The organism is Chryseobacterium carnipullorum (assembly GCF_900142785.1).
Lineage (GTDB): Bacteria > Bacteroidota > Bacteroidia > Flavobacteriales > Weeksellaceae > Chryseobacterium > Chryseobacterium carnipullorum.
On the sequence record NZ_FRCD01000003.1, the window covers coordinates 309,966 to 328,760 of the forward strand.

Consider the following 18,795-nt stretch of genomic DNA (forward strand, 5'->3'; position numbering starts at 1 on the left):
AACATGAAGGTAATCTATTAAAAAGACCTTTCAAATCTAGACTTATTAATATAAACAAAATCACACAATTTATTATGAAAACAAAAGAAGATTTAAAACTCTTATTCGAAAACGGAGACAAACCTACACAAGAAGATTTCTGGGCTCTGCTGGATTCTTACTGGCACAAAGATGAAAAGCTGAAAAATAGCTCTCTCGATCTAATTGCTTACGATGACTTTATTTATTCTTCCACAGACAACACAGAAATTGTTGGTATTGGAAAAAAAATCATTTTTCATGAAGGCATAAAAATTATTGGCGGGACAGGATTCGCATTTTCACCAACCAGTAGAAATTATATTTCAGGCGTTACTTTTCCAAACTCCTTGGAAAGGATAAAAACGAATGCCTTCATATCACAATATCTAACTGATATTTTAAGAATTCCTGGATCATGTAAAGTTATTGAGTCAGGAGCATTTAGCGGATTAAACGCTCGAGTATCTGAACTAATATTAGACAATGGTATAGAAACTATAGAGACCGGAGCATTTCAACTTTCTGGAAGCAAAAACTTAACTGAACTATACATTCCTAAATCTGTTAAATCCGTAGGACAAAACGCATTTAATATTCCATCTCTTAAAAAAGTATCTGCACTTAGCGGGTTAGATTTAAGTAGTGCAGGAATTCCGGAAACAGCAACAATAATGCGCTATTTCGATTTATAACAACAATTCAACATGAAAACAAAAGAAGAACTAAGGCTTTTATTCGAAAACGGAGACAGGCCTGCACAGGAAGATTTCTGGACATGGCTGGACTCTTACTGGCATAAAGATGAGAAAATAGACATGACGAAAATCGCCGGTCTGGAAAACGGATTTCCGCGGGTCAATGACTTTTATGCAGAGATAATTGAAGGAGGAAATGCCTCTCTGGCTCATCTACAGGTCAGAAGGATATTTATAAAGCCAGGCACATTGCACATTCCCGATAGGTTTGGAGTTGCATTAGGCATATCCGAATTGACTCTTACCAGCAGTCTACTCACTGTCGGAGTGGATGCTTTCAGCAGCAATGCTTTAAAAACATTAACTATTCCGGAAAATGTATCCATCATCAGTGAACGTGCCTTTGCATTTAATCAGCTTAGCTCAGTAGTAATTCCTGACAGCGTCAAAGAAATTAAGGATTCTGCCTTTACTTCTAACAGAATTAGCGCATTATATATTCCGCCAGGTGTTTTAAAGATTGGCCCAAATGCCTTTAATTATAACCCTGATTTATCCAGCATAAGACTGGACAGAAATACTCAATATTATCCTGATTCATTTGATCCCAAAACAAGGGTTGTTGGCGGAACTCTAGTCAGCGACATGTAATTAAATTTAAAATACGACAAGATGAAAACAAAACAAGAACTAAAACAATATTTCGAAAACGGAGATATCCCAGTACAGGAAGAATTCTGGGAATGGCAGAACTCTTACTGGCACAAAGACGAAAAAATTCCATCAGAAAAATTAGAATATGATTTTTCAAAGAAGGCAGATCTTGTAAGCGGTAAAGTTCCCGCATCACAATTACCCAGTTATGTAGATGATGTACTGGAATTTCCATCATTATCCAATCTGCCACAGCAGGGTGAATCGGGAAAAATTTATATTACCGCAGACACCAATAAACTGTACAGATGGACCGGTACGAGATACATTGATATTACTCAGGGAGATGTAGGAAGCCTTCAGACTGTAACAGACAGGGGAAATGAAACCACCAAAAACATCAAAGTACAGGGAATAAGTTATGGCGGCTCTTCTCAGTTGGACAATATCATCATAGGTGAAGAGACGGATGACTTAAGCAGCCAGGCCAATTATACGATCTCGATTGGTAATAAATCAAAAACTTTGGGTAATGACAATGTAGCAATTGGACACAGGTCAGGCAATACAGATTTCAGTACTTTAGGAAATACCATCATTGGTAACTTCAGTATGGAAGACGGGTTTGGTTCGAATGAAAATACCGTGGTAGGGTACTCCAGTTTCAACAATGGTAAAGGTTCACAGGGCAATACCATACTTGGAGCCTATGCCGGAAACTCAGGAGGAGGTGATAACAGCCAGAATATTATTTTGGGTTATAGAGGAGGAACTGCTCTTGGTACCGGTTCTGCAAATAATGTCATTATCGGCGGGGATTCTAATTTTAATAATTTCCCCATTAAAAACAAACTCTATATCCAAAATTTTAATGGTGGCAGAAGTGCATCAATATCCAATGCCTTGATCTCCGGGGACTTTATAGACAAATACGTCAATATCAATGGTAAGTTTTCAGTAACTCCTGGTAAAATACCTTCCGCAGACAGCAGCTATACCAAAAATATTGTAGCTAATCCAGACGGAACTTTCGGATGGGAAGATAAAACTGACTCAATACCACTTTCCGGTACTGTTGACGGCAGACCTTTAACAGGCTCTATTCAATATAAAGGCAGCGATACAACAGGTTATAATTCCTTCGGGTTCTATAGCAAACTTCCCAATAATGAGAAATCTGGATTTGATATTCAGGATGATGGTACCCTAACCCCACTTATGTACTGGATGGGAGGTGACAATGTAGTATCCACATTAAGTGTTTATCATAGTGATGTCACGATAGGATCCAGTAATCCGGCTTTCTCAGGCTTACGGGGAACAAGTTACTATGGCGACTATTATGTGGATGAAAGTTATATCCAAAAGCAATATGCAGATAAGCAACATTCTTATACTACAAAAGAGGAAAAAACAGGCGGAACCTGGATCAATGGTAAACCTGTTTACAAAAAAACCGTGGTTTTCACTCAGATTCCAAGAACAGGTCTGGTTGAGTTCAAAACGGAGTTTCCGGATCTTGACACCATTATTTCCAACGAGATGTTTACAGAATGGTATGCAATAGATGCAGCATTCGCAGGTAACCAATGGCGAACAAAAGCTTACATCACTATAGAAAGAAAGCTGGCAATCATTGAACTTATGGGTGACCCTGACTATGATTACTCCGCCATTAACTCATTTACCCTAACTCTTGAATACACCAAAAAATAATTAATATAAAATGGAACTAAATAACACACCACCAGCAAAGTCCGCGTTTACCGTGGGGAAATCCTTAATAGGAGAAGGCATCATTAATTACAAAGAAACAAATAACATGAACACAACAAACAATGCGTCACAGACGCTTTTCAGATTCGTTAGTTTAAGAAACCCTCAATTAACAGAAACTAAAGATAAAAACCTGGGATTTATCCACAGACCCAAAGGGGCAACCGGTATTTTTGACACTGCAGTTGCCGGAAGGCCCGCCAAAACATCCAAGTTTGGAGAAATGAAGAGAGCAGCCAGCGGATTTAATAATGCAGGATTTGAAACCGAAAAGAAAATTGAAGAAGGAGTATATAAAGACCTTCTGGCTATTGGGCGAAAACTTTCTAAAAGAGAAACACTGGACAGTAATGACTGGACTTACGTTACAGATTATTACAAAAGTCTTATTGACACCAACAAAAATCTTAATCCTGAGGGAGTTAAAACGTTTACTCTTCTTTGGAATAACTTTATTTATCAGATCATTACTCAGGGAGACTTCTACATTAAAGAAGCGATCAGCCATATTCTGATGGCCATTCAGCTTGGTTTTGCCAACAATCAGGATCTTACTGACCCTGAAATCATCAAGGTAAATGGAGAAAAACCATTAGAGAAAGCATTGAATAGTCAGATTATATTACCAAAAACTCTATTTTCAGAGGACAGTTCAGAAACGGTTTCAGCTGGTTCAGCAAGAGCAACGGCAGGTGAAACAAGACCTGTTCTGAGCGCAAAAACCATTCAAAGATTAGAAGCCGAAGCAAGAGCCTCCCTGGTTGTAAACAAAGCAATTCACAGAAGAGACGCTTTGACTAAACTGAACACCGAACTGGAAAAAATTCAGAAAAAATATCATAAGTCCCGTCATCAATCATACCAGGAAGCTTATTCAAGGTATGTGGATGAAAATAGAGAACGTATGGAAATCTATGATAGAAAACTGGCTGAAGTGGAAAGCAAAATCACTCCGGAAACTCCAGAAGAAGAGAAAAAACGTCTATATGAAAGCTTAAAGGAATATGAAGTTCCCTCTTTTGAATTTTCTTTCAGAAATGAAATCGATCTGGAAGATCTAAAAGCAAAACTGTCTCCTGAATCCTTTGACCTTTTTGTTGATCTTTTTGGAGAATTCAATGCGGGAGAAATATCTAAAATGGCAGATACCGAAAGTCTTCAGATTCTTTCAGCAGATACCATGAAAATCGGAAATCAGACCATTATCATTGATGATGAAATACAAAGCTATTCCGATGCCTTGATCGTAGTACAAAACAACATTTCTTCATCCATGGAGACCGCATTACTGAACAGCCCTCTTCAGCAGCAGCAGTATGTGAACGTGGGAGGAGCTTCTATTCCGGTGAATCAAAGTACAGCCCGAAACCCAATGGCCTACAGTCTCTATGCGCACAATTCTTTCAGAATGTCGGGTACAGGAGGATTCGTTAATTTTTCTTTTGAGGTTGAAGATGTTTCATGGAGTGTTGCCAATGCCAAGGTCATTGCCACTACAGACCTTGCCGGATCTTTTGAAGAAAACTACAGCAATATTCAGGTTGTAGATAATAAAATCACTTTACCGACATGTTTAGTGAACAAACTCCGAAACACTTTTACCTTCAGAATTGAAATCATTTTTGATAACGGAAGCTTTGCCTATGGAGATATTAGCGAGCAATACATCAAGCAGGACCTAAGTCTTACAGGAATGCTTACCCTAAAACGTGCCGCCATTGAAAATCCGGGTGAACCTGAACCGGTAACGATCCAGAAACGTAAAAATTTCGGAATCAAAAGACTTGGAGTGGCAGATTATCTGAAAGTTGTACAAAGTGTTCATGCCTATGTTCCTGGAGAAGTTTCCAATATTGAGAATGTTATGGCCAGCGAACTGAGACATAAATCTTCTGTTTCAAGAGATTATTCTGAAATTACGGATACAACTTCCAAATCTCAGGAAACCGAGAAAATTTCCGATACTTCAAAAACGTCCAGAACGGATATGCAGACCGAAGTAGCCAAAGAAGTGGAAAAGCAGCAAAGTATTTCTGCCTATACAAGATTCAGCTATGGGAATGACAATGCTATGAAATTTGAAATTGGTGCAGACTATGCCAATAATACAGCACAGCATGACAGTACAAGACAAGCGGTGATGAAGTCTCAGGAAATTACGGAAAGAGCCATGGAAAGAGTTCTTACCAAAATTTCAGAAGAAAGAGTACAGAAAATCATCAAGGAATATACGGAAACCAATGTGCATGAGTTTGACAACAGAGGAAAGGTCACGAATACTGATAATCCTAATGCTGCACAACCTAAGCATATCACAGGAGTTTACCGATGGATCGATAAGAAAATGAAGAATCAGATCTATAACTATGGTAAACGTACGATGTTTGAATTTATGGTTCCTGAACCTTCAAGATTACACCGTCTTGCTCTTACCGTTGCCAAAGCCCAGGTACTTACCGCTCCTGTAGACCCAAGAAAAGCTCCTGAACCATGGTATATGCCGGATCCTAAATCTGCAAATATTGAACAGATACAGCATTGGGCACAGATTTACGGAGTACAGCTGGATGCTTTCCCGGCACCTACTAAACAGGTGATCCATACTGCGGCAAGTGTTCCTCAAACCAATGACGATTTTGGAGTAGATTATACTCAGTTTACAATTCCTGATAACTATGCCGGGAAAAATGCAAGCTTCCATTGTGAGGCAGGCCGAAACAGAGGCGGTGGATTACAGGGATCCCGTTATGCGGAAGTATACTGTTCCAATTTTAATGGGGATTTCGTTGGTCATAATGATCGTGGGGATATTATTTTTGACAGAGCCTCTTCCGGGTTCAATATAACCGGTAATGTAAGTTTTCAGGTGAAAGGACACAATATCAGACATTATACCGTTAAAGCAACAATAAACTGCGAACTGAGTGATGAATTCATCAGCAAATGGAAAACAGAGAGCTTCAATGCGATCATTAAAGCGTATGAAGATGCTTATACAAAATTCCAGGAAGAGCAGACAAGATTAGATGCAGAGCAGAAAGAAAAAGAGGCACAGCTTAAAGAAAGACAGGATAAATTCTACCGTTTTATGGAGCATGATGTCTTAAAGCACAACTGTATTGCATACCTGCTACAGGATTATCTTAATACAAATACATTAGGACTGGAAACAACAAACGGAGCTGCGGAAAAAACAACGATGGATAACTTCCAGGTATATCTGAGTGACAATCTGGATAGGTATACCGCCCTTGCCAAGTTTATGGAACAGGCCTTCGAATGGGAAATTATGGATTATACGTTCTATCCTTACTACTGGGCCAACCGTAAGAGCTGGCAGGAATTTTACCTGAGTGAGAGCATGGATCCATTGTTCAGAAGCTTCTTACAGGCAGGTATGGCAAGAATTATCGTTACCGTAAAACCAGGCTTTGAAAATGCTGTACAGTTCTTCATGGAAACAGGAATTATCTGGAATGGGGGCGCTGTTCCTGTTATCGGAGATCCAATGTACATGAGTATCGTGGATGAAATGAGACAGCCTACAGGAGTAGCACAGGGCAAATATTGGATTACCAAAGTACCTACTACGCTTACTATTCTTCAGGATAAATCTACAGGATTACCCGTTGAGGAACCTCTTCCAATCTTCCCGGAAACTGATCCGAACAATTGTGAGAATCCTTCGGAACTGGAGACTAAGACGAGTTTTGAGCAGAGAGACGTACAATTAAGCCATAGTACCGATCCTACAACATTGCCTACAACAATTGTTGGATAATAGCTAACATTAATCAGCGGTGTGAAACATCACCGCTGTTTTTCAAAATTTAATCTTAAAAAACTCAAAATGAAAAATATAGATATTAGAAATCTGGCAAGCATTGGAGTGGCTGATGTGGATGTTTATAAGACTAATGTAAGAAAGTTCAGTGCTACAACTCCCAAACTATTAATGTTTTTCAGGTCATCGGATCAAGCAAATGGTCTTCCTAAAAAGGAGTCCTCAGGCAATATAAAAGGTGATATGAAATATGATCAATCTTTTGGTTTTGACGTATTTAACGAACGTCTATATGCAAATAATACGGATGTATATAAAAATAAATATTACGAAAAAAAAATAATTGGAGGAAAAACAGTGGACGATACATCCAAAGAAAGAATATTAGGTAAATTAGAAACTTTTTATGATAAAGATCCAAGTCTATCATCTGAACTAAAGGCTCCGGGCAAACTTTTAACAGATCCATCAACATCTTACTTTATTGATTATGCATATACATTATCTAAAAGAAACAAAAAAATGATTGATCTAAGTTACTATGCTCCAAATGTTCTCATTAAACCTGGAAAAGAAGTAATACTTTCAGCAAAATTTTTCGACACTGATAGTACGGCAAAGCTTGGAGTTATTGTTTCGTTCAAACTGTCAAATAAAAAAGGCATTGAATCTTTCACTAACACCCTTACATTTAAAAATAGTGAAGATATTTTAGATTTCAAAATTAAAACAAAATCAGCTGAAACCATTGATGATAAAACTACGTTAACTGCTTTTATAGATGATGGATCGGGAAAAGATTTAGAAATAGGAAAGATAAATTTGCTGCCCAATAAATTATTAAAAGCAAAAATATTCTTTATTGATGTTTTTTATAACACATCCACTCCAACTACCCCTTTTAATGGTGCAACCATGATAAATGATTTAAATCTAAAAGCGTTTAATCAATCTTCTGTTGAGCTAATTTCTGGAGGAGCAAATAAAACATTTTTCATTAAACCTACAGATCAGGAGCTGGTTGATGGTACATACGATGGTCACCCAATTTCAAATGTTTTAACAAATATGGGACCTGGTAAGCCATATGAATTAAGTGATTTAGATAAAGCTTTAAAAATAATAATGTCTAAATTTTATGAAAACATGGTTAATGAAATTCTGATTAGTACAGAGACCGAATTAAAAAAACTAGATGTAAATGACGGTAAAGCTACCAGAAAATTTCTTGAGCCATCATCATCAATAAAAAAAGAACTTGACGACTTGGATACGGCAAAGCCATTCAATTCAGGAGGCAGTGTGATGAAGAGATATGACCTCATTGTAGATAGGCTATACAGCTATTTACACGGTGAATTTAAGATAAATTATCTTTTTGCTTTTATATGCCACAATATTGAAACAAAAATCAACACAAAATTAACTGCAACTGCATCAATTACATCTCGTGATGAAGCAATGGCTTTTCTTGATGGGAAGGAAATAATAATTCCTAATAATGCCATTGGAAAAATCATGACTTTGGCTCACGAAATTGGTCACTCTTTCGGTGTGAGACATACCTTTGATATACTAGGTAGTAGCCCCCAAATTGGAGATTTAAAACTTCCTAAGGAACACACCCTTGAAAACATTATGGATTATCCTAAAAATGGTGACCCTGACAGAAGGTGTTTCATCAAATATCAGTGGGATAAAATGAGAGAAAAGGTTTCATCTAATGTAAATACAATTGCAGAACTTAGTTTCAAGCAAAAAACAGAAAGAAATCAATCAGGCCTTGTGGATTTCACAAATGAACTAGGTTTCATCTGGGATTATAGTAGACATTTAATGGACTTTCTTACTAGAGCATTGGAAAAAAAATATGATGGGGATTATTCGGAAATTAAAAATTCAAGTGATAAAATTTTAACTATTTTTGCTAGTGAAATTACAAAAATATTAAATAAACTATGAAAAATCTCTTTAAAATTATACTACTCGCATTTGTTCCTCTACATATTGCAGCACAAGACATAATTAGATATGACTTAAAAAAACAAATCAATCATGTTTTGCAGGATTCACTATACGAAGCTTTCGAAGAAGCTTTGAGTAATTACTCTGTCAATTCAAAAGAATATATTCAATCTGATATTTTCCCATTAAAATTTGCAACTCAATATAAAGGAGATGGTAAAACAAATAGCTATAAAATAACAATTGAAGAGTCTCCTAATCAATATAATGTAAAATTCAAATTTGATCAATATGGAGCTAATAATGCAAATTGTATAAGTTTTTTAGAAATAGCTCCTAATAAATTATTAATACAATCTCAGAAAGACAATAAGGGAACTAAATATATTAATACTTATTTAAATTCTTTTACAGTAAGTAATAGCTGTGATAATAATGATTCTAAAATATGGCTTTCAAAAAGTTTTTTCTGTAAAACCCATGTTATTTCAAACGAATATATTGATATCAATACAGATTTCAAAATACTAAATATTTTTTACTATAATACTTTAGCAATTACTTCTAGTGACAAGAAAAATAAGTTTGAAATTATTATTTATGAAAAAGTAAACAGACAACAGAATCTTTTAATGAGAAAAGTGATTATAAAAGGGGACAAAGAAAAAGCAATTGACTATTTAAAGAAATATAATATTAATTACAGTAACATTGATGATATAAATTTTAAAGAAATGGATTTCCAAAAAATCTAGTTCAAAAAAGACAAACAATTTTCCATTCTATCAATACCCGCAAAAAGCAATAATCTACGAGGCTGTCTCAACATTGAGGCAGTCTCGTATTATTTTCCACATAATAATCGTTAAAAAATAAAAACAAGACAAATTTTGTAGCATTAAGTCTATATTATTGTTTTTGTCTAGTCCTGAAATAGCGATACAAAAAAAGAATCGTTATGGAAGAACAATTAAAATCGCTTTACATAAAGCGTACAAAGGATCAAGAACTACTCTATTAGCATGGTCTCACTATATTACACCCATTATTAAATGTTTAATACATTAATCAAATTATCATGGCATTAAAAATAAAAGAAAGTGAGTTAACATGTAACCGTTTAGATGGCGGAGGAGTTCCTATCTATTATCACAATGGCAGCCCTTTTACAGGTGTTGTTTTACGATACTATGACACCGGCGAACTTTTTTGTGAGGAAGAATATAAAGAAGGATACCAGGAAGGTTGGTTTAGATCTTATCATAAAAACGGTAAAAAATATACAGAATATAAAGCCCATAATAACGCAGAATATGACGGAACTTATAAAAAATGGGATGAAAATGGTAATTTAATGGCATCCTTCTAATAAGAATATATTAGATAAAAATTAAAACACGACACGTTTTGTCGCATTAAGCCTATATATTTGTCTTATAAAATTTTACCATGAAACGCAGCTTTGCTGCCGCATAAATTATAGACGAATGAAAAAAGATTTTTATCTGACAAGATATGCCTTAATTATCAAAAGATTAGAAAGTTCTCCGGCTACCTATTCCCAGCTGGAGGACTATCTTTTGAACTCTTTCGAATTTCAGGATGCAGGGATCAAGAGCTACTCGATCCGTACTTTGCAGAGGGATATTCGGGAGATTTCTGATCTTTTTAATCTTTCCATTCACAACAAAAAGAAGGGAGACAACCGTTATTATATTGAAAGCCGTCCCATCATGGAAGTAGATGAATACAATCAGAAATTACTGGAATCTTTTCAGGTAAGCAATGCCCTGAACCTTCATCCGGATTTTTCAGATTTTATCTTTTTTGAAAGCAGAAAACCCACCGGAATAGAGCATTTCTATGATCTGTTCTTCGCCATCCGTAATAAAAGGGTCGTAAGCTTTGAACATTACAACTACAAAAACAAAATAATGACTTCCCGAAAGGTACATCCCCTTGCCTTAAAGGAATCCAAGGACAGATGGTACCTCATCGCCATTGACACCAAAGATAAGGTCCTGAAATCCTTTGGTTTGGATAGAGTGAATTACCTGGACGTGAGCGACAGCAAATTCCGTGAAAAGTATAATTACAATTTCAGGGAACATTTCAAAAATGCTTTTGGTGTCATGAATCTGGCGGAGCAGAAACCGCAGAATATTGTCATGAAATGCAGCAGACATCAGGGCGAATACATCCGAAGTTTTCCCTTGCATCAGTCTCAGAAAGAAACGAAAGAAACTCCAGAAGAGATTTATTTTGAGTTCTTCCTCCACCCTACTTATGATTTTATGCAGGAGATTCTTTCTTACGGAAAGGAAGTTACTGTCCTGGAACCTAAATGTTTAGTTGATGACATCCGAACTCATTTACAGGAGTCATTAAACCGGTATCTGGAAAGCTGATCTTACATGTAAAAGCTCACTTTTTTTGATTATATTTACATAAATATACTCTTTTGAAAGCTTTATTTTTATCCCTGTTCTGTCTCATTTCTTGTTTTTGTTTTTCCCAGCAGAAGGAAGAATTCAGGCTTGTAAAAAACTATTACAACCAGCATCGGAGCATGTTGGGTACAGAATTTAAAAAGAAATTCGACCTGGAATCAGACTCTTTCAGAAAGGCCAGCATAAAGGTTGATTTTACTCTTTTTATGAAAAAAATGGACAGCATTGAAAACGTATCCATGATAGCAGCTTTGCTAAAAGTGAGAAACACGGAAGACCTCCAATCGCTGAAAAGCCCAAAAAGTCTGTCAGAAATTACTACTGAAAAGCCTTTCGTTTTTGAAAAATCCGCGGATTATCCAGGTGGGTTCAATACACTGAGACAGGAAGTTGCCAATCTTTTTTATACAGACGGTGTCTACACTGAAGCAAAAACGGTAAAAACGGATGTCGCTTTTATTGTTGAGAAAGATGGCAGTATCAGCAATGTGCATGCCCAGGGAAATAATTTTACCTTCAACAGACAGGCTGAAATCGCGCTGTATTCTATTTCAGAAAAATTTTCACCGGCCATCATTAAAGGAGAAACGGTAAGACACCAGCTGACACTTCCTTTAACCTTAACTATCGAAGACTAAATGTTTACCGACGAATATTACATGAAAATGGCCCTGCAGGAAGCAGAAGCTGCAAGGGAAAAAGATGAGGTTCCTATCGGATGTGTGATCGTTTCCAACAACCGCATCATTGCAAGAGCCCACAACCTTACCGAAACCCTGAATGACGTTACTGCCCACGCAGAAATGCAGGCCATCACCTCCGCTGCCAATTTTCTTGGAGGCAAATATTTGATGAATTGTACATTGTACGTAACCTTAGAACCATGTGTGATGTGTTCAGGAGCACTTTCGTGGTCACAAATCTCTAAAGTAGTGATTGGCGCCAGAGATGAGCAGAGGGGGTTTATCAATAAGCATCTTTCTCTGCACCCAAAAACAGAAATAGTAACCGGAGTAATGGAACATGAGTGTTCATCTATTGTTAAAGAGTTTTTCAAAAGCAAAAGATAACCTACTGCTCTTCCTCTATTACTGGATGAAAAGAGGCTTTAGGGCATTCATCTTTCTCCAGTTTAATGCTTTGGTCTCTATCCTATATTTTCCAAAACTAAAAGATTAAGAATGCTGTCTTTTTACTGATATACCACATCAGAATCAATCTTTCTACTGCTGTAATCTCCAAGAATGAGAGTATTATTTGTCCATGAAATATAATGAAAATCCAATGGAAAGAAAAGCATAAAAATCAAAAAGAAAATGCCTGCACCCAGCAGAAAGCTTCACTAAAAATTTAAATCATTTGATATTTTTAAAAACGGAATACATCATGACATCAAAGTATTCACCATTTTTTTTAAGGTGTTGTTTTAACAGTGCTTCTTCCTTCATTCCTATTTTTTCCATAATTCTTCCTGAAGCAGGATTGTGAAGAAAATAAGTAGCATAAATCTTGTTGACTTCCAGTTCCCTAAATCCAAATTCAATCAGAGCGAGAGCAGCCTCAGTGATATATCCTTTGTTCCAGAAAGACCTTCCCATCCAATAACCCAGTTCGGCTTTGTCATCTTCCCTGTCATGGAGTCCTATAGCTCCTATCATTTGCCCTTCCTTATCGCGGATTGCAAAAGTGTAGCCTGTATTGTTTTCAAAGGATTCCCGGGACATTTTAATCCAAATTTCAGAATGCTCTCTGGTATAGGGATAAGGAATATTGGAGGTAAGATCGGAGAAAATTTTATTCTGAAGATATAAGGTGACTAATGGAATATCTTCCTCTCTAAGTTCCGAAAGGATGAGTCTTTCAGTTTCGATTTTCGGAAATTCTTTTAATTTTCTCATGATCCATGGTTATAAAAAATCTTTCAACTCAATTCTGAGCTATGATCTTGTCTATTTATAAATCTTTACCTAAAAAGTAGAGTCCTTTCAATGTATGCAATCTGTCCATCACATGGATTTTTTCGGTCAGGGGTTTATAAACGTGTGAAACACCACCTGTGGCAATCACAAAACAGTCATCATTCACCTCATCGTTGATACGGTCTATAAAACCTTCCACCATTCCAAGAAATCCGTATACCATACCACTCTGCATACAGGTCACAGTATCCAGTCCTAATACAGATTTAGGTTTTTTAAGCTCAATATCAGGAAGCTGAGCCGTTTGGTTAATCAAAGAATTTAAAGAAGTAACGATTCCCGGGGCAATAATCACGCCGAGTGTTTCTCCAGTCTCCGTTACACAGCTTGCTGTAAGGGCTGTTCCAAAGTCGATGATGATTTTTTTCCGGTCAGGATACAAATGATGGGCAGCTACAAGATTAGCATAAATATCTGTTCCCATCTGTTTAGATTTGGCCTGCACTCCTGAGGGAGTAGACCGGTCTACAATCACAGGCAGAATACCATGGATTTTTTTAATCGCCGAACTCATCACTTTGGTCAGCTGAGGTACTACTGATCCGATAATGATTTTACTGATCTCTGTCGGTTCTATTTTATAGGTTTGGTAGAGCATCAGCATCTGCACATACAGCTCATCTACTGTTCTGTACGGCTTTGTATTGATGACCCATGAAATATCACAGTTATCTCCATTGAAAAGTCCGAATCTGATATTGCTGTTCCCTACGTTAATTACAATTGAATTCATTTAATTTTTTAAGCTTGTATGGGTTAAAAAACAGTTGTAAAAATAAGGCTTTATCCTTAAAAATAAGCAATATCGATATTATTTAGCTCAATTCCTTAATCTGTATTTACCATTGTTCCTATAAAACCCAGTAAAGAACTGACAATAAGCATCTATCTTATATAAATTCCAGTTATCGCTACAAAAAGTTAAAGATTTTTTTTTATTAATCATATTGCGGATTTGTAAAATAATTTTATCATTGCAAAGTCAATCAAAAGCCACAAAAGAATGAAAAAAATAATTACCCTGATATTACTATCTCAATTTGCATTAATGTTCGCGCAGAAACCGGCAAAAATATATCTTGAGCAAAAGAAAGATACAGTAGGATATTATGTAGATAATACTGAAATTTATCCCATTTCCATCTCATTTCCTCAGCAACCTGAAGTTGAAAACATGAGAATTCCGGAACCATTCAAACTCATTCAGGTAATCCCAGCAAAATCCATAAAGTACAGAATTACTTATTTTGTAGTTAATGATAAGACAAAAGGCTGGAAAATAAAAAAAATGCCCAACTATTATACAATGATCGGAGATGCCACCGTTAAAACCTATGATTCCGATTATCAATATGCACTTCCTTTTCAAAAAGGCAAATCTTTCAATGTCTATCAGGGATACAACGGAACATTTTCTCACCAGAATGAAAACTCTTTGGATTTCGTAATGCCTGAAGGCACGGAGATTACAGCGGCAAGGGAAGGAAAAGTGATTGATGCAGTTCAAACCAACAACAAAGGATGTCCTACAATCAGTTGCGCAAATCTGGCCAATTATATTTCTATTTTACATTCAGACGGAACTATTGCTCAATATTATCATTTAAAGCAAAATGGAGTCAAAGTAAAAATTGGAGATACTGTACAAAAAGGTAATCCGATAGGAATAAGTGGCAATACCGGCTGGACCAATGGACCTCACCTGCACTTTGTATGTTACTTGCCTGATTTTACAAGCCCCAAACAACACAAGAGCATTAAAACGCTCTTCAAAACAGGAGACGGAAGCAAATCTGAATACCTGACTGAAAAGAAAACTTATGCAAAAGAATACCAGGATTAACTCTTCTTATTTTCAATGACTAAAGTATTTCTCTACACCTACCAAGGAAAAATAGGATCGAAGATTTAGAGAATTGGAAACAATTAATTACCTTTAAAACTGAAAATATTTTAAACTGATTTTCTATGAAAAAATTGATCTTAGCATTTTTCTTTTGTATTGGTCTGAGTGCTTTTGCGCAAAGTGGTGCCCAAGTAAAAGACCTATTTCAAAAAATAAAAGAACAGGCCAAGATTGACAAGAATGACCGGGCAGTCTATGAAGTGCTTGACGAGTTTTACAATAAAAACCTGCAGGCAGAAAATGACGAAATGACTCCCGAAACGGTTCAGCGAATTGAGAAAATGGCGTCAGATCCCAATACAAAAAACCTGCATATCCTGATGCTTTTTCTGATGTATCAACAGCACATCAGCAGAACCTCAATGGCTGGAAAAGCACCTGATACCGAATTCCAGATCGAAACCATGAACATATTGGAAAATGAAACCAGAGATGTTTATGGAAAAGTACCCGCCATCATCTATATCTACAAGGCCGAATCCCTGGACGGAGCCGGAAAGAAAAATGAGGCCAAAGTGGTATTGGATCAGGGATTAAAAGAATATCCGGATTCAGTTCCTTTAAAAGTATACCGCTACCTCAACACAAAAGATGAGGATTTAAAAAATGATCTTGTCAAGAATCACCCTAACCATTGGATGGTACAGCAGTTTGGAATAAAATAAGGACTGGGAGATTCCAGATACCCGATGTCAGACACCAGATTTCAGACATAAAATCTTAACAGAAAAGTAAATAAAAATCCCACAAAAAAAAAAAGCTTTGTGGGATTATCTTTTTATCTTATTGGATCTATTGTTTCACTTCCACAATATTATCATCCACATTCACATCTGCCAATCTCTGGCTGAAATCTATCCCTAAAACAGAAAGCTGAGCTTTTGTATAAGGAATGGTCAACGTATATTCTTTTTGTGTCCATGGCCAGTAAGGCATGGTCTTAAAATCTCCGTAGATATCTTTCTCCTTCCAGGTATGGGTCATGTTTAAAGGAATCTGGTAGGTAACCACTTTTTTATCTGTAGTTAATACACTGAAATCTATAGGCATAGGAACCTGCCCTTTATTCACCAGGGTAATCGTAGTGGATTTTGTATCATACTTCACATCCTTGATCCCGTAATCAATAGTTTTGGTGGTATTGATCCAATAATTATGGAACCACTTCAGATCCATTCCTGATACTTTTTGGGCAATGTGAAGGAAATCTCTGTCAGTAGGATGCTTCATATGCCACTGATCGTAATACTGCTTTAAGGTTTCGGCAAGTTTCTGCTCACCCATAATATAACCAAGCTCTACCAGGTACAATTCTCCTTTTACGTAAGATGCATAAGTATAAGCCGTTCCATTGTCATGGTGGTCACCAAACCATACCGCGGGTTCTTCAATCCCTTTTTTAACGAAATTCCTGTAGGCATTGACCGTATTGGCAAATGGGTTGGGAAGTTCTTCAGGAAACAGCTGATACATCACATAACCTTCCGCATAGCTTGTAAATCCTTCATCCATCCAAGGTCTTACCGATTCATTGGTTGCCAGCATTTGTTGGTACCAGGAGTGTGCACCTTCGTGAGCCATCAATCCCATCAGGCCTTTCATATCTTGAGCTTCTCCCAGGATCATGGTACACATTCCGTATTCCATACCACCATCTCCTCCCTGGATAAATGCGTAGGTAGGATATACATACTTCCCGAAGTGTGCATTCATTAGCTGGAAATATTTGGTGACATAAGGCTGGGCTTCTTCCCAAACTTTAGTTTTGTCATTCTGCTGATAAACCAGAAACACTTTTGGCCCTTCCGGAACATCAAAACTTTTAATGATATAATCCCGGTCTGCACTCCAGGCAAAGTCTAAGATATTATTAGCTTTCCACTTCCAGACTGCTTTTTTGCTTTTATCAGCTTTTATTTTTGCAGCGGCATCATACCCTTTTACTTCTGAAGGATTTTCAAGAATCCCTCCTGCTCCGATGACATAATCTTTGTTGATCTTGATCGTAACATCAAAATCTGAAAACGGCGCATGGAATTCTCTTCCGATATAATCAAAAGTAGCCCAGCCATCATAATCGTACTCGGCAATTTTCGGATACCACTGGGTCATTGTCATATAAACGCCTTCTCTGTTATTTCTCCCGCTTCTTCTGATCTGCTCAGGGATGACAGCATCCCAATCCATTGTAAAGGTAGTTGTAGAATTGGGCTGAATAGGCTCTGCCAGATAGACCTTCATAATGGTTTCCTGGATTTCAAATTTCAGATCTTTTCCGTTTTGCTTGATCCAGTGGATATTTTGCGCGCCTTCCTGATCTTTTGGAATGGAGGCCAACCTTGAAACTCCGTCTTTCTGCAGTCTGGAATCTCCGTTTTTCCCCTGTCCGGCCACTCTCTGGTCCATCATTGAATTAGGCTTAAAAGCATTCCAGTACAGGTGAAAATACACCACGTTGAGCTCATCAGGTGAGTTATTGGTATACTCTAAACTCTGGTTTCCCTGATAGGTAAATTTTTCAGCATTAACATCAATATCCATCTTATACTTCGCAGCCTGCTGATAATAAGCTCCCTGCTGAGCCTGAAATTGTGAAATGATAAACGCAAAAAGGATTGCAGCCGATTTTCTCATTTAAAATTTATTTTTTTTAAAGGTAGGTAATTTATGTAAAACCCTCAAATATGGAGGTATTTTAAGGTTTTTTGATCTGTTATGAAGTTAGATGGGGTTTTATTCAGATGGTTAAGTTTGCTTGCTTAGATTTTGTTTTTTTAAACACTAATGGCACAAATTATTACACCATTTTAAACACTAATAATGCATGAAGATATTTTTCTGGAAGCCATGTCAAGGTTTAGAACCTTGACATGGCTTATTAGTGATATTTGTTAAAAACATTTGGCATTTGTGTTTCAAATTACAGGGGTGTTAGCATCTTCTTTATTAAGGTGATCTGCCCTAAATGATAGTAAGCATGTTCAATCATTCCATCGATATTTCTTTTGTAGGTTCCGTATTTTTCATCTACAAAAACCTCATCAAGTTTACTGTCATCAAGTTGTTCAACTAATGATGTAAACTTTTCTGAGTCTGTCCAAAGCCTATTTAAAAGCACTTCCCATTGCTCCGCAGATTCAATAGGTGGAAGATCAAAACTGAACTGATCTTTTATTTCAAGATCACCTCCTTCCAGTACATTCGCAACTCCGGCTATATAATAATGAATATGAAAGGTGAGCATGGCAATGGTATTTAAAGAATCTACATTCGTCACAGCCTGTTCCCAGGTGACATCTGAAAGCTGATCTTTAAAATTCGTATTGGCGATCCAAAAACCATCCAGCAGAACTTCTCTGAATCTTTTTGCTAATTGTAAAGCTGAGCTCATTGTTTGATTTTTTTTAATTATTAAAGATAATTATTTTTTAAAGCTTTCTCGAACTGTACAGATAATCAGATTTTTAACCACAAATTACGCTAATAAAAGCACAAATTTAAACACAAATCAATTCGTGGTATTCGTGAAAAACACTTGTGTCATTCGTGTTTCAAAGAACAAAAA

The 18,795-nt window shown here is 36.7% G+C and carries 16 protein-coding genes; 12 read left to right on the forward strand and 4 right to left on the reverse strand.

The window, feature by feature from the left end; all coding sequences use genetic code 11:
• The first annotated feature begins 74 nt into the window (after positions 1-74).
• The 10 genes from BUC06_RS05270 (at position 75) to BUC06_RS05315 (ending at position 12,415) form a co-directional block, all read left to right on the forward strand.
• Positions 75-713 (forward strand): leucine-rich repeat domain-containing protein, encoded by a 639-nt coding sequence (locus tag BUC06_RS05270; RefSeq protein WP_073330673.1) that lies wholly within the window; start codon positions 75-77, stop codon positions 711-713.
• A gap of 12 nt (positions 714-725) precedes the next feature.
• A complete protein-coding gene (locus tag BUC06_RS05275; RefSeq protein ID WP_073330676.1) occupies positions 726-1,367 on the forward strand; it encodes a leucine-rich repeat domain-containing protein in 642 nt (213 codons plus the stop codon).
• A 21-nt stretch (positions 1,368-1,388) separates the two neighbouring features.
• A complete protein-coding gene (locus BUC06_RS05280) occupies positions 1,389-3,086 on the forward strand; it encodes a hypothetical protein (protein WP_073330679.1) in 1,698 nt (565 codons plus the stop codon).
• Between the two features lie 10 nt (positions 3,087-3,096).
• Positions 3,097-6,927: a hypothetical protein gene (locus BUC06_RS05285; protein ID WP_073330683.1), complete on the forward strand. Its 3,831-nt coding sequence runs from the start codon at positions 3,097-3,099 to the stop codon at positions 6,925-6,927.
• Between the two features lie 69 nt (positions 6,928-6,996).
• Entirely contained in the window at positions 6,997-8,892 is a 1,896-nt protein-coding gene (locus BUC06_RS05290) for a zinc metalloprotease (RefSeq protein ID WP_073330686.1), read from the forward strand.
• Positions 8,889-9,650, forward strand: coding sequence for a hypothetical protein (locus BUC06_RS05295; protein WP_073330689.1), 762 nt, complete (start codon positions 8,889-8,891; stop codon positions 9,648-9,650). The genes BUC06_RS05290 and BUC06_RS05295 overlap by 4 nt, the downstream gene beginning before the upstream one ends.
• Positions 9,651-9,973: 323 nt before the next feature.
• Positions 9,974-10,264, forward strand: a complete 291-nt coding sequence (locus tag BUC06_RS05300) for a toxin-antitoxin system YwqK family antitoxin (RefSeq protein WP_073330692.1) — start codon at positions 9,974-9,976, stop codon at positions 10,262-10,264.
• A 118-nt stretch (positions 10,265-10,382) separates the two neighbouring features.
• Positions 10,383-11,303 carry a helix-turn-helix transcriptional regulator gene (locus tag BUC06_RS05305; protein WP_073330695.1) on the forward strand — a complete coding sequence of 307 codons (921 nt, stop codon included), beginning with the start codon at positions 10,383-10,385 and terminating at the stop codon, positions 11,301-11,303.
• A 53-nt stretch (positions 11,304-11,356) separates the two neighbouring features.
• On the forward strand, positions 11,357-11,983 hold the full coding sequence (locus BUC06_RS05310; protein WP_228423629.1) for an energy transducer TonB: 627 nt from the start codon (positions 11,357-11,359) through the stop codon (positions 11,981-11,983).
• Positions 11,984-12,415, forward strand: a complete 432-nt coding sequence (locus tag BUC06_RS05315; RefSeq protein ID WP_073330701.1) for a nucleoside deaminase — start codon at positions 11,984-11,986, stop codon at positions 12,413-12,415.
• A 285-nt stretch (positions 12,416-12,700) separates the two neighbouring features.
• Here the strand turns inward: BUC06_RS05315 and BUC06_RS05320 are convergent, their stop codons facing one another.
• Together BUC06_RS05320 and BUC06_RS05325 are read right to left on the reverse strand one after the other, a co-directional pair.
• Positions 12,701-13,243 (reverse strand): GNAT family N-acetyltransferase, encoded by a 543-nt coding sequence (locus tag BUC06_RS05320; protein WP_073330704.1) that lies wholly within the window; start codon positions 13,241-13,243, stop codon positions 12,701-12,703.
• Positions 13,244-13,298: 55 nt separating this feature from the next.
• Positions 13,299-14,057: a type III pantothenate kinase gene (locus tag BUC06_RS05325; RefSeq protein ID WP_073330707.1), complete on the reverse strand. Its 759-nt coding sequence runs from the start codon at positions 14,055-14,057 to the stop codon at positions 13,299-13,301.
• A 270-nt stretch (positions 14,058-14,327) separates the two neighbouring features.
• Here BUC06_RS05325 and BUC06_RS05330 point away from each other — a divergent pair, with 270 nt between their 5' ends.
• Together BUC06_RS05330 and BUC06_RS05335 are read left to right on the forward strand one after the other, a co-directional pair.
• Positions 14,328-15,167, forward strand: coding sequence for a M23 family metallopeptidase (locus tag BUC06_RS05330; protein WP_073330710.1), 840 nt, complete (start codon positions 14,328-14,330; stop codon positions 15,165-15,167).
• 125 nt (positions 15,168-15,292) lie between these two features.
• The gene (locus tag BUC06_RS05335) at positions 15,293-15,895 is read left to right on the forward strand and encodes a hypothetical protein (protein ID WP_073330713.1); all 603 of its coding nucleotides are present in this window, start codon (positions 15,293-15,295) and stop codon (positions 15,893-15,895) included.
• A 127-nt stretch (positions 15,896-16,022) separates the two neighbouring features.
• Here the strand turns inward: BUC06_RS05335 and BUC06_RS05340 are convergent, their stop codons facing one another.
• Both BUC06_RS05340 and BUC06_RS05345 read right to left on the reverse strand, forming a co-directional pair.
• Positions 16,023-17,864, reverse strand: coding sequence for a M1 family metallopeptidase (locus BUC06_RS05340; RefSeq protein WP_073330716.1), 1,842 nt, complete (start codon positions 17,862-17,864; stop codon positions 16,023-16,025).
• Between the two features lie 286 nt (positions 17,865-18,150).
• Positions 18,151-18,621, reverse strand: a complete 471-nt coding sequence (locus BUC06_RS05345; protein WP_073330719.1) for a DUF1572 domain-containing protein — start codon at positions 18,619-18,621, stop codon at positions 18,151-18,153.
• Between the last annotated feature and the right edge of the window lie 174 nt (positions 18,622-18,795).

Bases quoted from the DNA above. Each gene is read 5' to 3' on its own strand.
- BUC06_RS05300 (WP_073330692.1), top strand. From the start codon at position 9,974: ATGGCATTAAAAATAAAAGAAAGTGAGTTAACATGTAACCGTTTAGAT.
- BUC06_RS05275 (WP_073330676.1), top strand. From the start codon at position 726: ATGAAAACAAAAGAAGAACTAAGGCTTTTATTCGAAAACGGAGACAGG.
- BUC06_RS05320 (WP_073330704.1), bottom strand. From the start codon at position 13,243: ATGAGAAAATTAAAAGAATTTCCGAAAATCGAAACTGAAAGACTCATC.
- BUC06_RS05305 (WP_073330695.1), top strand. From the start codon at position 10,383: ATGAAAAAAGATTTTTATCTGACAAGATATGCCTTAATTATCAAAAGA.
- BUC06_RS05315 (WP_073330701.1), top strand. From the start codon at position 11,984: ATGTTTACCGACGAATATTACATGAAAATGGCCCTGCAGGAAGCAGAA.
- BUC06_RS05280 (WP_073330679.1), top strand. From the start codon at position 1,389: ATGAAAACAAAACAAGAACTAAAACAATATTTCGAAAACGGAGATATC.
- BUC06_RS05295 (WP_073330689.1), top strand. From the start codon at position 8,889: ATGAAAAATCTCTTTAAAATTATACTACTCGCATTTGTTCCTCTACAT.
- BUC06_RS05340 (WP_073330716.1), bottom strand. From the start codon at position 17,864: ATGAGAAAATCGGCTGCAATCCTTTTTGCGTTTATCATTTCACAATTT.
- BUC06_RS05330 (WP_073330710.1), top strand. From the start codon at position 14,328: ATGAAAAAAATAATTACCCTGATATTACTATCTCAATTTGCATTAATG.
- BUC06_RS05335 (WP_073330713.1), top strand. From the start codon at position 15,293: ATGAAAAAATTGATCTTAGCATTTTTCTTTTGTATTGGTCTGAGTGCT.
- BUC06_RS05270 (WP_073330673.1), top strand. From the start codon at position 75: ATGAAAACAAAAGAAGATTTAAAACTCTTATTCGAAAACGGAGACAAA.
- BUC06_RS05290 (WP_073330686.1), top strand. From the start codon at position 6,997: ATGAAAAATATAGATATTAGAAATCTGGCAAGCATTGGAGTGGCTGAT.
- BUC06_RS05325 (WP_073330707.1), bottom strand. From the start codon at position 14,057: ATGAATTCAATTGTAATTAACGTAGGGAACAGCAATATCAGATTCGGA.
- BUC06_RS05285 (WP_073330683.1), top strand. From the start codon at position 3,097: ATGGAACTAAATAACACACCACCAGCAAAGTCCGCGTTTACCGTGGGG.
- BUC06_RS05345 (WP_073330719.1), bottom strand. From the start codon at position 18,621: ATGAGCTCAGCTTTACAATTAGCAAAAAGATTCAGAGAAGTTCTGCTG.